Origin of the sequence: Saccharibacillus deserti, from assembly GCF_013618475.1 — a bacterium.
In the GTDB taxonomy this organism is placed as follows: domain Bacteria; phylum Bacillota; class Bacilli; order Paenibacillales; family Paenibacillaceae; genus Saccharibacillus; species Saccharibacillus deserti.
The window spans coordinates 332175-349566 of the sequence record NZ_JABJVN010000002.1; the positions used below are offsets into that span (position 1 = coordinate 332175).

Consider the following 17392-nt stretch of genomic DNA (forward strand, 5'->3'; position numbering starts at 1 on the left):
CTCCTGTCCGAATCTGTATGGGGTTCTGTCTGTATTCAATCCTGCAGAAATACGAGTCCGACGAAATCTTCCGTTTCGATATTGCCGAAGTAATGTTTCAAATCGACGCCTTCGAGCGCCGCGCGGATCTCCGATTCTTCGTAACGTTTGCCGCGCAGCAGAGCCGCCACTTCGGACGCGTCCCCCACGCCGAAGAAGTCGCCGAAAATGGTAATCTCTTCGATCCGCCCGTTTTTGACGTCCATGCGCAGATCGATGATGCCGACCGGGAATTTCTTGGCATGCTTGACGTTGTATTCCGGCGACTGGCCGTAGTTCCAATCCCAGTTCCGGTAGCGCTCTTCGGAAATCTCGTGGATCTTTTTCCAGTCTTCTTCGGTCAGTTTGTATTCGGGCACTTCATTCGGCTCCACTTTGAAAATATGGCGCAGAATATGGTCCCGGAACTCGTCCATCGTCAGCTTCTCGTTCATGAACTCCGAGATATTGGCGACGCGGCTGCGGACCGACTTGGTGCTTTTGGATTTGAACTTTTCGGGATTCGCTTTCAGCGCCGAATGCACGTTGTCCAGTTCGGAGTCGAACATGAGCGTCCCGTGGCTGAACATGCGCCCTCGCGTGGAGAATTGGGCGTTGCCCGAAATTTTCTGTTCGCCGACCTGAAGATCGTTGCGGCCGGAGAGCTGGGCTTCGACGCCCATATCGCGCAGCGCTTCGGTCATCGGTTCGGTGAATTTGCGGAAATTGTGAAACGACTGGCCGTCGTCCTTCGTCAGGAAGCTGAAGTTCAGGTTGCCGAGATCGTGGTAGACCGCGCCGCCGCCGGACAGCCGACGCACCACGTGAAGATGGTTTTCTTTGACGTACTCGGCGTTGATTTCTTCGACCGTATTCTGGTGCTTGCCGATAATGATCGACGGTTCGTTAATGTAGAACAGCAGATAGCTTTCGCCGTCCATCGGCAGATGACGCAGCACGAATTCTTCGATGGCCAGGTTGATCCGCGGATCGTGAATGCCCTGATTGTCGATAAAAAGCATGGTATGGCCTCCCGTTTCGATAAAAATTTCGCCGAAGCGAATGCGTAGAAGTGAATCCTTCGTTTTGACCTTTACTTTGCCTATCCCATTGTAAACCAAACAAATTGCCGAAGACCAGTCTTTGGGACCGATTGGCGCCGGGGAAAAGGACTTTTTTCGTTTGACGGAAGAGCGGACGGGTAATACATAACTATCCCGACCCAACACCAATAAGCGAAGGACGCGCAAACCGTTCGTCGCAGCAGGAGGTTGAATACGATGGATGACAAAGCCAAAAGCCTGCTGGATCACAAGAAAGAACACGATCACAGCGGGGAACTGAAGCATTTTGTCGAGAATCAGGTCGAAACCGCGGATTCGGCGATACCCAGTCGGGTAGACGCCACCAAGGACCAGCGGATGGATCAGCAGAACAGACTCAAAGACCAGCAAAATATGCGCAGATAACGACATTCTACGAAATGCAGCCAGGAGGTTGAACAACATGGACGAAAAAGCCAAAGCACTGCTGGATCAGAAGAAAGCGAATGAACAAGGCGGCGAGCTGAAAAAGTTTGTGGAGAACCAAGTGGAAGGCAACGGCAGAAATGTTCCTTCGGATATCTCGGCGACCAAAGACCAGACGATCGACCAGCAGCATCATATGAAAGACCAGGAAAACCGGATGGCCAATCATACCGGCAGCCGGGGTGCCGATCCCAAAGTGTGAGGCGGGATAGGAGCGGGCTATTTTCCGTCCCCGCGAACAGCAGAATCCGGAACGAACAGCAGTACCCCGAGCAAAGCTCCGGTTGTTCTCCTTAGGGAGACGCCGGGGCTTTTTTTACGGCCGCCTTGTCACGATCCGCCGCATCCCCTATAATCGGAAGGCGATAACTGAAGAAGTACAGCTGCCGAGGTCCTGCCAGGCCCGCTCACGGAACACTTCCAAGCAGCGGAGTCTCGCAGGTTAAAAGGGAAGCCGGTGCAAATCCGGCACGGTCCCGCCACTGTAACACGGGAAGAATCCACGATGCCATTGCGAATACGCGAGAAGGCGGATTGCCGTTACCATCCCGTGAGTCAGGAGACCTGCCCGGCAGACCGATTGCAGGTCCCGTCTTCGAGGAAAAGACGCTCCGCGCACGTACGCCGAAATGGATTCGCCCCGCCCGCCGTTTTTTCGGTCAGGGCTACGGGGTTTCTTGGCGTGCGTTCCCGAAGCAGCCCTTTCCGCCGAACCGGCCGGATTGGGCTTTTTTGTACGGAGAAGCGGGATTGTGCCGAAGATCTATTCAAGGGGGAAGTATAATGACAAACGAAACGAACGCTCACCAGACAAAGACTGCGGTATCCGCAGGTATCCGCAAAAGCCTGCTGACCGGCGCATGCGCGCTGCTGCTGGCAGTGGGCCTTGCCGCATGCGGCGGCCGCACGGCCGAAGCGCCGCATCCGGCGCCATCCGAGACGCAGGCCGGGCAGGAAGCGCCCGCTCCGGCACAGCCGACGCAGGCGAGTGACGCCGCGGCGCAAACCGTATATCCGCTCAAGCTCCAGGATGCCACCGGAACGGAAGTGACATTCGACAAAGCTCCGTCGAAGATCGTGTCGCTGGCCCCGTCAGAAACGGAAACGCTGTTCGCTTTGGGACTGGACGCGCAGATCGTCGGCGTATCGGATAACGACGATTATCCGGAAGCGGCGAAAAGCAAACCCAAAATGGGCGGTTTCGAGCTGAATACCGAAGCGATCGTAGCGGCGCAGCCGGATATCGTCTTCGTCGCCGATCTGACCGATGACGCGACGGTCGAATCGCTGCGCGGATTGGGATTGACTGTATTCAAGTTCAACCCCGATACGTTGGAAGACGTCCTGCACGGCATCTCGGTGTACGGCGAGATTACAGACCGCCAGGCCAAGGCCAAAGAAGTGACCGACAAGATGCGAGCGGAGATCGGGAAAGTTCGTACGGCAGCCGCTTCGATCGAAGACAAAGACCGGAAAACGGCTTATCTGGAGTTTTCGCCGGGTTGGACGGTCGGACGCGGCGAATTCATGAACGAGCTGATCGAAACGTCCGGAGCCGTCAATGCCGCCGCGGATACGGAAGGGTGGAGCGAAGTCGATTCGGAAGCGATTATCGCCGCCGATCCCGATGTCGTACTGTACAGCCAGCTGTCCGTCGATCCGAAGACGCTTAAGGAACGCAGCGGATGGAAGGGGATAACCGCGATCCGGGACAATCAATTGTTTGCGATAGACGACAACCTGGTGAGCCGTCCCGGTCCCCGTCTAACGGAAGGTCTGATCGAGGTCTTTTACACGCTTTATCCGGATAAGCGGCAATGATTCGCAGGCTGGGCGGATACGGGGCGCTCGCTGTCGCCATGCTGCTCGTCAGCCTTGTGCTGACGCTGCGGATCGGATCGGTTAATCTGCCCGCCGGCCAGATCGCAGGCATTCTGCTGCACGGACTGCCCGGGATCGGGCAGGGGTTCCCGCAGACCTGGGACGACTCCGCGGCGCAGATCGTGCTGCGAGTCAGGCTGCCGCGCATCGTGCTTGCGATGCTTGTAGGCGCGGCGCTTGCGGTGGCGGGCGCCGCGTTCCAGGGCGTCCTGCGCAACCCGCTCGCCGATCCGTTCACTCTCGGCGTATCGTCGGGTTCTTCGCTTGGCGCGGCGCTTATTATCTTTTTTGGGCTGCGTACAGCCTGGATCGGGCAGTGGACGCTGCCGCTGACCGCATTCGCAACCGGTGCGATCACGCTGTTTGCGGTATTGGCGCTGGCAAGAGACCGGGGCAAACTGCCGGTACACGGCTTGGTACTGGCCGGTGTCGTCATGCAGTCGTTTCTCGGCGCGGCGGTTACTTTTCTGTCCGCGCTGTCCGACCGCCCGGTGAATGAGATCCTGTTCTGGACGATGGGCAGCCTGAACCTGCGGGGCTGGAGCTATTCGGCCATTCTGCTGCCGTACGTGCTGCTCGGGGGTGCTTTTCTTTGGGCAAATGCGGGGGCAATGAACCTGTTTGCGCTCGGCGAGCGCCGGGCGGGACAGCTCGGGCTGAACACGGAGCGGACCAAGACCCGGGTGCTGCTGGTCGCGACCCTGGTCGCGGCGGCCGCCGTATCGGTCTCGGGCGTCATCGGGTTTGTCGGACTCGTGGTTCCGCATATGATCCGGCTGATCGCCGGACCGGATTACCGGCTGCTGGTGCCGTTGTCCGCGCTGGGCGGTGCCCTATTCCTGATGTGGGCGGACACGCTGGCCCGCTCTTTGCTGGGGGGCGCGGAGATCCCGCTTGGCGTCGTTACGGCATTTGCCGGCGCGCCGTTCTTCGCGCTGCTTCTGCAGCGAAGCAAACGCGAGAAAGGAGCCGTGGAATGAAGACCTGGCCGAAACTTCGGAACTTGAGAAATCGCGGCAGACAAGAAGCGGCCGAAATCCCCGGGCTGCAGGCAGACGGGGAAGACTCCCGTCCGGGAGAAGAGCCGCCCGCAATCGAGCTGCGCGGCGCCGCCTGTTTCTACGGCCGGCGGCAGGCCCTCCGCCCGCTTGACTGGACGGTCCGGCGCGGCGAGTTCTGGGCCGTGCTCGGTCCCAACGGCAGCGGCAAGTCCAGCCTGCTGGCGCTGATCTCCGGCGCGGAACGCCCGTCGACCGGCGAGGTCCGGCTGGACGGCCGTCCGCTCGCGGATTACGGGCGCCGCGAACGGGCTCGGCGGCTGGCCGTGCTGCCGCAGGAAGGCCTGCCGCCGCTCGGCATTACGGTACGGGACGCGCTTGAAATGGGGCGCTTCCCGTACCGGGACCGCTTCGGCCGCGATCGGGACGCCGCGGCCGCGCGGAAGCGGCTCGCCCGCATCGCCGGGCGGCTGGAGCTGACGGCGCTGCTTCCGCGCCGCCTGGATGAACTGAGCGGCGGACAGCGGCAGCGCGCCGCGCTCGGCCAGGTGATGGCGCAGCAGCCGGAGATCCTGCTGCTGGACGAGCCGACGGCTTATCTGGATATTTATTATCAGCTCGACGTCATGGAACTGGTAAGGGAATGGCGCGCGGAAGAGGGCCTGACGGTCGTGGCCGTGCTGCACGACCTGAATCTGGCCGCCCAGTATGCCGAGCGGATGCTGCTGCTGCAGGAAGGAACCGCAGCGGCCGAAGGCACGCCCGAAGAAGTGCTGACGCCGCAGGGAGTCGGCAGGCTGTTCGGCGTAGCCCCGCCGATCGTGGTGGAACGCGAAGAAATCGACGCGCCGCAGCTTCTGTTTCGCGCCGGCGGTTCGTCGCGGCCGGATTCTCGGTAAGAGAGCCCCGGCGATTTGCAGCAGGGTTTTTCGATTCTTATGCAGATTAGGCAAGACCCGCCTGCAATACTTGCGAGAGGAACGTCCATTTCTATGCGTTCGAGATATGGCAAAAAGGCCGGAGAATCATTCTCCGGCCTTTTTGCGTTCCTGCCGCTTCGTTCGTTTCGTCGTGCGGTATTCCTGAATTTCCCGATTGATCGCAATGTGGTTTGACTTGGATGCCTGTCCGGCCGCCCGGTTCAGATCTTGAAGCGCCGTACGACTTCTTCGAGTTCGTCGGCTTGTCGGCCGAGTTCGCCTACCGTGCGCGCATAAGATTCCATTTCTTCCAGTTGGCGTGCGCTGCCGGCGGAGACTTCCCCGACACGAGCTTGTACATGTTCCGTAATCCGAGCCGTTTCTTCGACCGAAGCACTGACTTGTTCGCTGCCGGCCGAGACCTGTTGGGTTGAAGCGGACACTTCCTGGACGGATTGGTTGAACTGCTGCATCAGGCTCATCAATTCGTCGAAAGCCCCGCCTGCGCTGCGAACCGCTTCGGCGCCCGACATGATTTCGTGATGGACCGAGCCGATCGCTTCGACGGAACGTTCCGAGTTCTCGCGCAGCGCCGCCAGCGACTGTTCGATTTGTCCGGTGGCTGCACGGGACTGGTCGGACAGCTTCCGGACTTCTTCGGCGACGACAGCAAAGCCTCTTCCGTGCTCGCCGGCGCGGGCGGCTTCGATCGAAGCGTTGAGCGACAGCATTTGAATCTGTGCGGAAATGCTGGTGATCGCCTGCAGCACTTCCGTGATCTCGTCCGAACGCGAACCCATCGATTCGATAAAAGCGCGAGCCTGTACGGTCGTTTCCTGAACCCGGTTCATCTGTTCGACGGCTTGTTGGGCCCGTGCATTGCCGGACACCGCTTCCTGGGAAGCGCGGGCAATCTGCTCGTTTACTTCGGCAGCCGCTTCGGCAATCTGCTGGATACCGCCGCTGATCTCTTCCATGGCTTTCGCATTCTCCGCGGTGCTGGAAGCGACCGTTTCGCTGCTCTCCGCGATTTCCGCGGCAGACGCAGAAGATTGTCCGCCGATTTCGTAGAGTACTCCGATCCCCCGGGAAAGCTGCACGGAATCGCTTTTGACCCGGTCGGTCGCTTCGAGAACCTGTCCGATCATACTGCGCAGATTGGTGGTCATCTGCTGGAACGCCGAAGCGAGCTGCGCGATTTCGTCGCGTCCTTGTACTTCGATATTTTCCTGCAGATCGCCTTCGGCAACAAGCCGGGCATGCTTGACCAACCGCCCTAGCGGCTTGGTCATCTGCCGGCTGACGGCAGCCGCGATCAATCCGCCGAGAATAATAACGACAAGGGTAATGCCGAGGCTTGTGAGCAGGATGGCCTGCGTCACCTGCGTGACAAAGTTGGCGTCCAGCGTACCGGCAATCAAAAGCGTTCCGCCGGGGATCGCCAGATAACCCTGCAGATCGGCATTGTCGCCGCTTTGATTAAGCGGAGTAATTACCGGTTCCTTGCCGCTTTTCAGAGCCTGCTGCATAAAGGGGGTGACCGGAAGTTTGGCTCCCGCTTCGAGTTCCGAGCCGTTGCTGGCCAGCACCACAGACGCTTCCTTGTCCTGAATATTCACAATATAAACGTTTTCGAGACGGAACTCGGCTGCCGAATCGTTGAGATAAGTCTGGATCTTCATCGAAGCCGCCGCATTGGCTTTGGCCGCCATTCCGGCTTGGGTCGAATCGAGTCCGCCCGCAATTTCAGAGACGCTCAAATCCAAGGTTTTGCTGAATTCGGGTATAATCCGGCTGTGCAGGGTATTATTGAATATGAAGAAAAAACTTCCGCAAAGAAGCAGGCTTACCGCAAGGATGATGCTTCCCGACAAAACGATGATCTTACGGCTGATGGAACGGTTTAGCATGATGAACTCCCCCTTTTTGATCAAACGAAAGCAGTACTGAGCAAGGTGCCGGCCGTCTGCAGCGAGCAACCAAAAGTCGCGGATTCTCCAAAGAATCGGGACTAAAGGTGCTTTAACAGCGGTTTTAGATAGGTCTTAAGGATTGCGAAAAAAACAAAATATACGAACGTTGGACTTAACTAATCCATATCATACATGAGAATAGACAAATTTGACCAGATTCATGTAAGCTCTTTTTACAAATTCTGAATATTCCCGTATTTGGTGCGTTTTTTACTGAAAAAGTCCTATAAAATTAAATGTACAAAAATGATCGGAATAATGGTACTATGAGTACGAATTAAAACCCGGCTTTTTACGCACGGGCAGTTGACCGCTGTTCGAATACAGTCAGAGAGAGGGATTGGACGAATGGAAACCTTTTTTGTAATCTTGAATATCGCGGGATTGGCGGGATTGGCCGTGCTGCTGTATATCATGCAGAAACGCCATGTCTCGTTCAGCAAGCGGGTCTTTACCGCACTGGGTCTGGGCATTCTGCTCGGCGGTGCGCTTCAATGGATCTATTCCGCCGAGTCGGAAGTCGTCTCGCGTTCGATGGATTGGTACAGCCTGCTCGGCAGCGGTTACGTCGGGCTGCTGCAGATGATCGTCATTCCGCTGATTATGGTCTCGATCATTACGGCCATCATGAATATCAAAGGTGGCAAGAAGCTTGGCAAGATCAGTGCTTCGGTACTGATTACGCTCGTACTGACGACGGCGATCGCCGCGACGGTCGGCATCGTATCCGCCATGGCGTTCGGATTGAACGCCGAAGATCTGCTGGCCGGACAAGGTCAGGCGGAAATTGATCGCGGAGCATCGCTGGAATCGAGACTCGGCGACGTGGAAGGAGTATCGCTGCCCGAACAGATTCTGTCCTTCATCCCGACCAATCCGTTCGCGGATATGACAGGGGCCCGTCCTTCCTCGACGCTTGCCGTCGTTATTTTCTCGGCCTTTATCGGTTTGGCCGTCCTGGGCCTTGACCGCAAAAACGCCCAGCAGGCGGAAACGTTCCGCGGTATGGTCAATGCGGTACACGGCGTCGTGATGCGCATTGTAACGATGATTCTGCGCTTGACGCCGTACGGCATCCTGGCGCTGATCGCCAAGATGATGGCGACGACCGATCCGGCGGGAATCGCCAAGCTGGCCGAGTTCGTCATCGCTTCGTACGTGGCGCTGATCGTGATGTTCGTGATTCACCTGCTGATTCTGCTGCTGTTCGGCATGAACCCGGTCACTTATGCGAAAAAAGTTCTCTCGACGCTGATCTTCGCCTTCACCTCGCGTTCCAGCGCGGCGACCATTCCGCTGAACATCGAGACGCAGACGAAGAAGCTCGGCGTATCCGAAGGCGTGGCGAATCTGTCCGCAAGCTTCGGCGCGACTATCGGCCAGAACGGCTGCGCTGGGATTTATCCGGCCATGCTGGCTGTGATGATCGCTCCGGCTGCGGGTGTCGAAGTGAATATTTCCTTCATTCTGACCCTGATCGCCGTTGTCGCGATCAGCTCGTTCGGTGTAGCCGGTGTCGGCGGCGGAGCGACATTCGCAGCTTTGATCGTGCTGTCGACGATGAACCTGCCGGTCGCTTTGGCCGGTCTGCTGATCGCCGTCGAGCCGCTGATCGATATGGGCCGTACCGCTCTGAACGTCAACGATTCGATGGTAGCGGGTGTCGTAACCGGCAAAGTCACGGGCGAGATCGACAAGAAAACGTTCGATTCTCCCGATACGCCGGAACTTGAAGCGGCACATGCCTGATTCGGTATCGAAGATAAGCTCTGACCAACCTGTTTGATAGAAACGGCCTTCGGGCCGTTTTTTTGTTCGGTGGATCCTTCGTGTTCGGCAGGCTCAAAAAACAGTGGTATAAAAGCGGCCGCCATGGTAAAGTGATACAGGACTTCGGGTGCCGGATCATCGGTGCACGGCGTTTTTTGGCGTGCTTCCTGTCGGGAGCTTCGAAGATCCGATTACGCGGTTCGTAACCATCCCGCGATACCAAAACTAGGGGGCTTATTCGGTGTTCAACTTCACTTGGGGCGTTTTTTTCGTCCTGGTCAATTTTGCGTTCTTCCTGCTCTGTTTCAAGTTTTTCGGTAAAAAAGGACTGTATGCCTGGGTCGGCGTGGCAACCGTGATCGCCAATATCCAGGTAACCAAAACGATCGATATGCTGGGGATCACCATGACACTCGGCAATGCCATGTATGTGAGCGTCTATATGACGACGGATCTGCTGAATGAGCGTTACGGCGTCAAAGCCGCGCGGCGTGCGGTATGGTTCGGATTTTTCATGCTGATTATGACGACGGTCATCATGCAGATGGTGCTGCGCTTCCAACCGTCGGAAGTCGACTTTGCCCAGGGACCGATGGAAGCCTTGTTCGGACTTCTTCCTAGACTTGCGCTCGGTAGTCTGACGGCTTACCTGGTCAGCCAGCTGCTGGACGTTTATCTGTATGCGGCGATCCGGCGCAAATTTGCCGCGTCGCACCAGCTGTGGATTCGCAATAACGGCAGCGGCTTCATCAGTTCTTTTATCGATACGCTGATCTTCTGTCTGATCGCGTTCACCGGTCCGGAGTACGGAAGTTTTTCGATCTGGCTCCAGCTCTTCATTTCGACCTACGTGTTCAAATTTATTCTGACCGCAGCCGGTACGCCTGTACTCTATTGGGCGCGCGGCATGAAAGTGCCGGCCGAAGAAGCCGATTCCGGCCTGCCGCCCGTTTCTCCCGAGAAGATTGGGGTAAAAGGATAAACGTATGCATCGCCCGTCGATGCGGCAGTACTTCATCTAACCGAAGGAGGCGTTTGGCAAGTGAGTGCAATCCTACACATGGTGACGTTTACCCTGCATACCGGCAAAGATAATGAAGAGGCGGAAGCCTTTTTGGAGGAAAGTCGGAAAGTTCTCACCGGGATTCCGGGAGTCGGGAACTTTGAAGTGCTTCGCCAGGTTAGCACGAAAAATGAGCACGATTACGGCTTCTCGATGAAATTTGCCGACCAAGGCGCGTACGAAGCTTACAATGCCCATCCGGTGCACGTGAAATACGTCGCCGAAGTTTGGGAATCCAAGGTTCGCAGTTTCCGGGAGACCGATCTGGTCGCCTGGGAATAGCGGGACTTGGATTCACACGGAATATGAAAAAGAGAGGCCTCCCGATAAATCGGGAGGCCTCTTTGCTTTGCAGCTTTAAGATCCGGCTCCGGCTTAACGGCGTCAGCCGATGACGGTCAATTCTTTGGGGAAAGTCGTAAGCACATCCACGCCGTCCGCGGTTACGATAACATCGTCTTCGATCCGGACGCCGCATTCGCCCGCCACATAGATGCCCGGCTCGACCGTAAAGCACAGACCTTCCGTAACGAGTTCTTCGTTGGCTCCGTGAACGGACGGATATTCATGCACATCCATGCCTAATCCGTGCCCCAGGCGATGCATAAAGTAAGGCCCGTATCCGGCTTCGGCAATGACTTCGCGCGCGGCCGCGTCGACCGAAGCGAGCGTGACGCCCGGACGGGTGAGCGCGATCGCGGCCAGATTTGCGGCGAGCACCGTTTCGTAAATCTTGACCGATTCGTCGCTAGGGCGTTCGGCCACGGCGAAGGTGCGGGTAATATCCGACGCATAGCCGTCCAGATAGACGCCCATATCGAACATGAGCATATCGCCGGCCGCGATTCGGCGTGAGCCCGGATTGCCGTGCGGCAGCGCCGTTTTGTCGCCGGTGAGCACCATCGTATCGAACGAAGGGCCCTGCGCGCCGAGTTTCTTCATTTGATACTCCAGTTCGGCCACGATCTCGATTTCGGTGACGCCCACGCGCACATGCTTGATTCCTTCGGTCAGCACCGCTTCGATCAGATGGACCGCCCGGCGCAGCTTTTCGATTTCTTCCGGCGTTTTGGCGGCGCGCAGCGCGCTCAGTACACCGCCCACATCGGCGTAGGTCGAAGCGTGAAGCGCCGCGTTCAGACGTTCGAACCGGGCGACCGACAGATGGTCTTTTTCGATGCCGAACGCACCCGAAATACCGCCGATCCAGCCCTGCAGCAGAGCGTACGCATCGTCGGTATCGCTGTGGGTACGAATCAGCGGAACGGAAGATTCGGCTTTGGCCGCTTCCAGATCCAGTGCCGGCACGACCAGGAACGGTTCGTCGTGCTTGGGAACCGCAAGCCCGAGAAACCGCTCGTGCGGATCGGAGAAAAAACCGGTCAGGTAGCCGACGTGTTTCGGATCGGTAATCAGCACGCCGTCGAGCGACTGCCGCTCCATATGGGTTCTGAGCTGTGTCCAGCGGTGATCGTTCATTCTTTATCCACTCCCGTAAATGATCTTTTTGCGATTTTTTGCAAACCGCCGCGTACGTCGCCTTCGAACAGTCCGCCGTGGTAGCACAGCACCCGCTCGATATCGAGTTCCAGCAGTTGATTCAGCGAAGCGGCGGCCTGATCCATGTTCAGCGTAAAACGCGGTTCCGACAGTGCCAGTTCGCCGTCCGCGATCCGCAGCGCATCGCCTGCGATCAGCAGTTTCTCGTCCGGTACATAGAGGCTGATATGCCCCGGCGTATGTCCGGGCGTATGCAGCACACGAAGGCCGCCCTGCAGCGGAAGCTGCTCTCCATGTTCCAAGACTCGCGTTACAAGGCCCGGAACGAGGGAGCTCAGCATCTGCTGCATCGGCTCGCGCCGCTCCGGCGGCATCTTCTCAAGCTGCCCCGGCTGCAATTTGATCAGCGGCTTCTCGCCTTCGAGATAAGGACGCTCATCGCCGTGCGCCCATACTTCGACGTGCGGCAGCCGCTCCAGCACGTCAGGCAGCGTGCCGATATGATCGGCATCCTGATGGGTCAACAGGATGCGTTTGATCGATTCGGGTGCCAGGCCGGCTTGGCGAATATGCTGTTCCAACTGTCCGTACATGCCGGGCAGTCCCGTATCGACCAGCGTCAATCCGTCTTCGTCGGCAAGCAGGGCCGCATGGAACACGCTTACCGTTTCTCCGTTTAACGTCAAAGCCAGATCTGTTATTCCCGTTGTAATTTTCATGAGTATCGCCGGATGACCGGCCGCACCTCCCCTAAATTTCGGTTATCGCGCCGCACCTGTTCGTACGGAGCTTACGCTCTTTATTATAGACCATGAAGCGGAGAGGAGCCAAAAATACAGCGTGCTTCCAGTATCAGGGTTGACATTTTTCATAAAGACAAGCTATGATAAGTTTACTATTTGGCAAAGGAGGATGGCAGCAATGATCGTCGTTAACCGTTTGAAAGCTCATTTGACAATCGAACAACATTCTTTCGTTCTGCCTGTCCTCGACGGGTGCGGTTTGGTTTGACTATTTCGGTGCCGCCGATTCTTTTCCTGCGAAGGGTTTACCTGAACAGGATAACGGGTCGCGGCTTCGCGGTCTGCTGATGTTTTCCGGTCAATTTCGATTGACGGTGAGATCCGGCAGCCGGGAATTTCCGTCAATCGTTCAGGCCCGACCGGCATAGCCGCGGACGAGAGTTCGCGGCTTTTTGTTATGCTTTTTTACCTGTATACCTCCCGATTTGTCCAAATAGAAAGGAATGGATTTTTATTTTAAACCCTATAAATCAACACCTGCTGAAGACTCCGGCTGAAGCCGGAACTTATTACCGCGAAGTGCGGCTGCCCAGCGGCAGTGTGCATGTGTACGCGGATGAAGAGATGTACGCGGGACTCGATCCCCGGATTTTCGAGATGGCCGGGCGCAACCTGCAGATTCCGGGTATCCGTTATATGGGCTATACGCCGGATGTTCATGTAGGCGTCGGGACATGTATCGGTACAACGGCGGTCTGGGACCAAGAAGGCGGAATGGTCTCTCCATCGATCGTCGGCAGCGATATCGGCTGCGGGATGAGAGTCCATCTGACCAATCTGCACCGCAGCGATATTCAGGATCTTCGGCTGCGCCGCAAGCTCGTCAACCGGATTGAAAAATATCTGCCGATGGAAGCGCACAAGCGCGGCGCGTTCTCCGATCTGCGGATGGACCATATCGTGCAAAAAGGACTCAAAGGACTGCCCAGCAAATATTTGCCGGAAAGCGTGTCCGCCAAACGTTCGCCTTCGCTGACCCATGCGGAGCATGCGCGGTTTGCTTTTGATCCGGAAGAGTTGAATGCGGTGTCCGACAACTACTGGGTCAAAGGACTGCGCCAGCTGGGAACGCTTGGCGGCGGCAATCATTTTGCGGAAATTCAATATATCGAGATCGCGGAAGAAAACCGTGCGATCGCCGAACAATGGGGGCTGCGCGACGGCCAGGTTGTGGTCATGGTCCATTCGGGCTCGCGCGCCTGGGGAGCGATGGTCAGCCAGCATTATACCTCGATGGCGGCGCGCGCCATGACACGGCTTGGTCTGGGGACGGATGATCCGAGACTGGTTTTCGCACCGCTGGATTCCCCGGAAGGACGCCGCTATACGGACATGATGGCTTCGGCGCTCAACGTCGCGGTAGTCAACCGCCACCTGATCGCGTATGCGATCCGCGAAGCGTTCCTTGACGTATTCGGTTCCAAGTTCGAAATGAATATCCTGTACGACCTGATGCACAATTACGCTTGGGAAGAACGGCACGGCGAACGCGACTATTTCGTCCATCGCAAAGGAGCGACGCGTGCGCTGCCGCCCGGCCATCCGGATAATCCCGCCGTTTACCGGGATACCGGCCATCCGGCGCTTATTCCCGGCTCGATGGGAACGGCTTCCTACATTATGGCCGGCCTGCCCGGCGGGGTGGACAATTATCATTCGATCTGTCACGGTGCCGGCCGAATCCGTTCGCGTACCGCAACCAAAAAGTCGGTGACCGTGGATGAATTCGCCGCCGCTCTGAAAATCGGAACCGAAGAAGAAGTGATCGTCAATCATAACTCGCTGGGCGTGATTCTGGATGAATCTCCGCAGGCCTACAAAGACGTCGATCGGATTGTCGGCAGCGTTACGGGAGCGGGACTCGCTTCCATCGTCGCCAAATGCAAACCGCTTGCGGCAGTGAAAGGAGCAAAAGTTTAATATGGAACACAAAGTCAAAGTACGGTCAAATCAGGATCTGCCGAGCGGAGGGCAGGTGATTCCTGCCGCTCAAGAACGCGCGATTGTCGCTTACGAGCCGGGCAATCCGAATATGGCCGAATATGAATCTTATGCCCGTGTGACCCGCGGGATCGAAAGTATGCTCGAGGAACGATACGGCTTGACGTACACGCTGTACGCAAGCGACGACGGCAACCACGATTATTGGGAACTGCTTGAAGAAGATGTCAAAAAAGGCGCTCCCGAAGTGGAGTGTGCCGGCCGGATCTATGAAGGTATCGAAGGGCGGACATTCGCTTACGACGAAGACAGCAGCACGCCGGAGTACACGATTCATCCGGCTATCCGCAACAATGTGTTCGTGTATCCCGATCAGGGCGTAGCGCTGGCGCGTATCCCGATGTTCCGTCAGCACGGGATTTACAGCGAAGATTTTGTATTTGCGACGGGCGACGAAGCGATCAGCTCTTTCCTCAGCGGGGTACGCAGCCGTCAGCGCAACCGCGACAAAGACCGCATTACGGTCTTTACCGATACGAATAACGGCATGCAGCGGGAAAGCGAGCCGATCACCCGTGCGGTATCGCGGGACGACGTTATCCTGCCCGAGCCGCTCAAAAAAGAAATTTACCGGTCGCTCGATCAGTTCTTCGCCTCGGACCGGAGCTTCTACCGCAAGCACAATCTGCCGTTCAAACGGGGGATTCTGCTGTACGGCCGTCCCGGCAACGGCAAGACGACGCTGGTCAAATCGATCGCCGGCAGCGTGCAGGGACCGGCCGCTTATTGGCAGATCACGGAGTACACGTCGAGTGTATCCGTGCACGAAGTGTTCGAGACGGCTGCCCGGCTTGCACCGATGGTTCTGGTGATCGAAGATATCGATTCCATGCCGCAGGGCGTACGTTCGTTCTTCCTTAATACGCTGGACGGCGCAACGTCAAAAGAAGGCATCTTCCTGATCGGAACAACCAATTATCCGGACAAGATCGATCCGGGCCTGATGAACCGGGCGGGGCGTTTCGACCGTTCGTACGAAATCAAGCTGCCGGACGCGGAACTGCGCCGTGTCTTCCTGGAACGCCGCGGGCTGCTGGAGTTCGTCTCGCCGGAAGAAATGGACCATGCCGTATCGCTGACCCAGGGATTCAGTATGGCACAGTTGGGCGAGCTGTATGTATCGGCCGCTCTGGATTGGAACGAGCGGGGATCGGCGGACATGGCCGCGATCGTTCGGTCGATGAACGGAGAACTGAGCAAAGAGAAAAAAGGAAGCTGGCTGGACAGCCAAAACGGCGGAATCGGCTTCCAGCTGTAATCTAACCTGTCATACACTCATAAAAATATAAAAACACTTACTAATTTAGTTTTAGTAAGTGTTTTTTTGTAAAAATCATATCTTCTTATGAAAATATAGCTCCCATACCTATTGTCATTCTTTTTTTTCTTGCCTATAATGCGTCGTAAAGGCTGGGCAGCAAGCAGAAAAAGAGAGAGAGTGGAGGCATTCTATGGAACAGTTTTTTAACGGGTTGTCAGCAGTGCTCTGGAGTACGCCGGTCATTTATACGTGTCTGGCAGTAGGTTTGTTGTTTTCGATTCTGACGCGTTTTATGCAGGTACGGCATTTTGGGGAAATGATCCGATTGATGTTTCATGGAAAAAGTTCGGCTGCGGGAGTCTCTTCGTTTCAGGCTTTGAGTATCGCGCTGTCGGGCCGTGTCGGAACAGGGAATATTGCGGGCGTCGGAACGGCAATCGGGTTGGGCGGACCGGGAGCGGTATTCTGGATGTGGGCGATCGCGTTTATCGGAGCGGCAACCGCTTATGTGGAATCGGCGCTCGGCCAGGTATACAAAGTAAAACAGGACGGGCTGTACCGGGGCGGACCCGCGTATTACATAGAAAAAGGGATCGGCTGGAAATGGTTTGCGTTGATCTTCGCGCTTGCGGCGCTTCTGTCGATGAGCCTGCTGATGCCGGGTGTCCAATCCAATTCTATCGCCGTGGGTATGAATAACGCGTTCGGGATTCCGACTTGGGTAACGGGAATCGTAGTGGTCGTACTGCTTGCGGTTATTGTATTCGGAGGCGTTCGCAGTATTGCGAAAGTGGCGGAAATCGTGGTGCCGTTTATGGCGATCGCCTACATGCTGATGGCGGCTGTCATCATCGTCATGAACTTCGATAAAATCCCCGATGTGTTTGGTCTGATTTTCCGCAGTGCATTTGCTTCCGATGCCGCCTTTGGCGGTTTGATCGGTTCTGCGATTGCGTGGGGAGTCAAACGGGGGATTTACTCCAATGAGGCGGGACAAGGAACCGGGCCTCACGCGGCTGCAGCCGCTGAAGTTTCCCATCCGGCCAAGCAAGGCTTGGTACAAGCTTTTTCCGTATATATTGACACGCTGCTGGTCTGTTCGGCAACTGCGTTCATGATCCTGTTCACCGGCATGTATAATGTCGCGGACGGAAACGGAGGCTTTATCGTCGAATTCCTGCCGGGCGTGGAAGAAGGAGCGGGTTATACGCAGGCGGCGATCGAATCGGTGATTCCGGGACTAGGTGCAGGATTTGTCGCGATCGCTTTGTTCTTCTTCGCTTTTACGACGATCATGGCGTATTACTATATAGCGGAGACCAATCTGGCCTATCTGTTCAGAGGAAAAAAGCTGTTTTGGCCCGGCATCGTACTGAAAGTTGTTCTGCTCGGCGCGACTTATTACGGAGCGGTCAAAACGGCGGCATTAGCGTGGACGCTGGGCGATATCGGACTCGGTCTGATGGTCTGGTTGAACGTCATTGCGATTCTGCTGCTGGCCAAGCCTGCGCTCAAAGTTCTCAAGGACTACGAACGGCAGAAGAAAGAAGGTTTGGACCCGGTCTTCGATCCGGAAGCGCTCGGGATACGCAATGCGGAGATTTGGCATGAGATCAATCCGATCCAGCCCGTTTCGACAACAGGTAAACCGGATATACAAAAGTAAAAGAGTAAG

Annotated in this window: 15 protein-coding genes and 1 riboswitch; of the genes, 11 read left to right on the plus strand and 4 right to left on the minus strand. The window is 56.6% G+C overall.

Annotation, left to right across the window (positions count from 1 at the left end; translation table 11 throughout):
- Window positions 1-35: 35 nt before the first annotated feature.
- Window positions 36-1040 carry a lipoate--protein ligase gene (gene lplA, locus HOP44_RS07550; RefSeq protein WP_172252082.1) on the minus strand — a complete coding sequence of 335 codons (1005 nt, stop codon included), beginning with the start codon at window positions 1038-1040 and terminating at the stop codon, window positions 36-38.
- 258 nt (window positions 1041-1298) lie between these two features.
- Here lplA and HOP44_RS07555 point away from each other — a divergent pair, with 258 nt between their 5' ends.
- From HOP44_RS07555 to HOP44_RS07575, 5 genes are all read left to right on the plus strand, one after another.
- Window positions 1299-1487 (plus strand): hypothetical protein, encoded by a 189-nt coding sequence (locus HOP44_RS07555; RefSeq protein WP_172197802.1) that lies wholly within the window; start codon window positions 1299-1301, stop codon window positions 1485-1487.
- A 37-nt stretch (window positions 1488-1524) separates the two neighbouring features.
- Window positions 1525-1749 (plus strand): hypothetical protein, encoded by a 225-nt coding sequence (locus tag HOP44_RS07560; RefSeq protein ID WP_172252084.1) that lies wholly within the window; start codon window positions 1525-1527, stop codon window positions 1747-1749.
- A gap of 170 nt (window positions 1750-1919) precedes the next feature.
- Window positions 1920-2133: riboswitch (cobalamin riboswitch) on the plus strand.
- A gap of 197 nt (window positions 2134-2330) precedes the next feature.
- Window positions 2331-3368 carry an ABC transporter substrate-binding protein gene (locus HOP44_RS07565; RefSeq protein ID WP_172252086.1) on the plus strand — a complete coding sequence of 346 codons (1038 nt, stop codon included), beginning with the start codon at window positions 2331-2333 and terminating at the stop codon, window positions 3366-3368.
- A complete protein-coding gene (locus HOP44_RS07570) occupies window positions 3365-4408 on the plus strand; it encodes a FecCD family ABC transporter permease (RefSeq protein WP_172197811.1) in 1044 nt (347 codons plus the stop codon). Before HOP44_RS07565 ends, HOP44_RS07570 begins: the two co-directional genes overlap by 4 nt.
- Window positions 4405-5325, plus strand: coding sequence for an ABC transporter ATP-binding protein (locus HOP44_RS07575; RefSeq protein WP_172252087.1), 921 nt, complete (start codon window positions 4405-4407; stop codon window positions 5323-5325). The genes HOP44_RS07570 and HOP44_RS07575 overlap by 4 nt, the downstream gene beginning before the upstream one ends.
- A 242-nt stretch (window positions 5326-5567) precedes the next feature.
- Here HOP44_RS07575 and HOP44_RS07580 read toward each other — a convergent pair whose 3' ends face one another.
- Window positions 5568-7256, minus strand: coding sequence for a methyl-accepting chemotaxis protein (locus HOP44_RS07580; protein WP_172252089.1), 1689 nt, complete (start codon window positions 7254-7256; stop codon window positions 5568-5570).
- Between the two features lie 411 nt (window positions 7257-7667).
- Between HOP44_RS07580 and HOP44_RS07585 the strand changes: the two genes are divergently transcribed.
- The 3 genes from HOP44_RS07585 (at window position 7668) to HOP44_RS07595 (ending at window position 10434) form a co-directional block, all read left to right on the plus strand.
- A complete protein-coding gene (locus tag HOP44_RS07585) occupies window positions 7668-9068 on the plus strand; it encodes an L-cystine transporter (protein ID WP_172252091.1) in 1401 nt (466 codons plus the stop codon).
- A 262-nt stretch (window positions 9069-9330) separates the two neighbouring features.
- Window positions 9331-10071, plus strand: a complete 741-nt coding sequence (locus tag HOP44_RS07590) for a queuosine precursor transporter (RefSeq protein WP_172252093.1) — start codon at window positions 9331-9333, stop codon at window positions 10069-10071.
- A 60-nt stretch (window positions 10072-10131) separates the two neighbouring features.
- On the plus strand, window positions 10132-10434 hold the full coding sequence (locus tag HOP44_RS07595; protein ID WP_343059810.1) for a Dabb family protein: 303 nt from the start codon (window positions 10132-10134) through the stop codon (window positions 10432-10434).
- 102 nt (window positions 10435-10536) lie between these two features.
- Here the strand turns inward: HOP44_RS07595 and HOP44_RS07600 are convergent, their stop codons facing one another.
- On the minus strand, window positions 10537-11631 hold the full coding sequence (locus HOP44_RS07600; RefSeq protein ID WP_172252095.1) for a M24 family metallopeptidase: 1095 nt from the start codon (window positions 11629-11631) through the stop codon (window positions 10537-10539).
- The gene (locus tag HOP44_RS07605) at window positions 11628-12371 is read right to left on the minus strand and encodes an MBL fold metallo-hydrolase (RefSeq protein WP_172252097.1); all 744 of its coding nucleotides are present in this window, start codon (window positions 12369-12371) and stop codon (window positions 11628-11630) included. Before HOP44_RS07605 ends, HOP44_RS07600 begins: the two co-directional genes overlap by 4 nt.
- 603 nt (window positions 12372-12974) lie before the next feature.
- On the opposite strand from HOP44_RS07605, the gene HOP44_RS07610 reads away from it, so the two are divergent.
- The 3 genes from HOP44_RS07610 to HOP44_RS07620 all read left to right on the plus strand — a co-directional run bounded on the left by HOP44_RS07610 (window position 12975) and on the right by HOP44_RS07620 (window position 17383).
- Entirely contained in the window at window positions 12975-14375 is a 1401-nt protein-coding gene (locus tag HOP44_RS07610) for an RtcB family protein (RefSeq protein ID WP_425501828.1), read from the plus strand.
- Between the two features lie 112 nt (window positions 14376-14487).
- Window positions 14488-15714, plus strand: a complete 1227-nt coding sequence (locus HOP44_RS07615; protein WP_172252997.1) for an ATP-binding protein — start codon at window positions 14488-14490, stop codon at window positions 15712-15714.
- A 193-nt stretch (window positions 15715-15907) separates the two neighbouring features.
- Window positions 15908-17383 (plus strand): alanine/glycine:cation symporter family protein, encoded by a 1476-nt coding sequence (locus HOP44_RS07620; protein WP_172252099.1) that lies wholly within the window; start codon window positions 15908-15910, stop codon window positions 17381-17383.
- Window positions 17384-17392 lie beyond the last annotated feature (9 nt).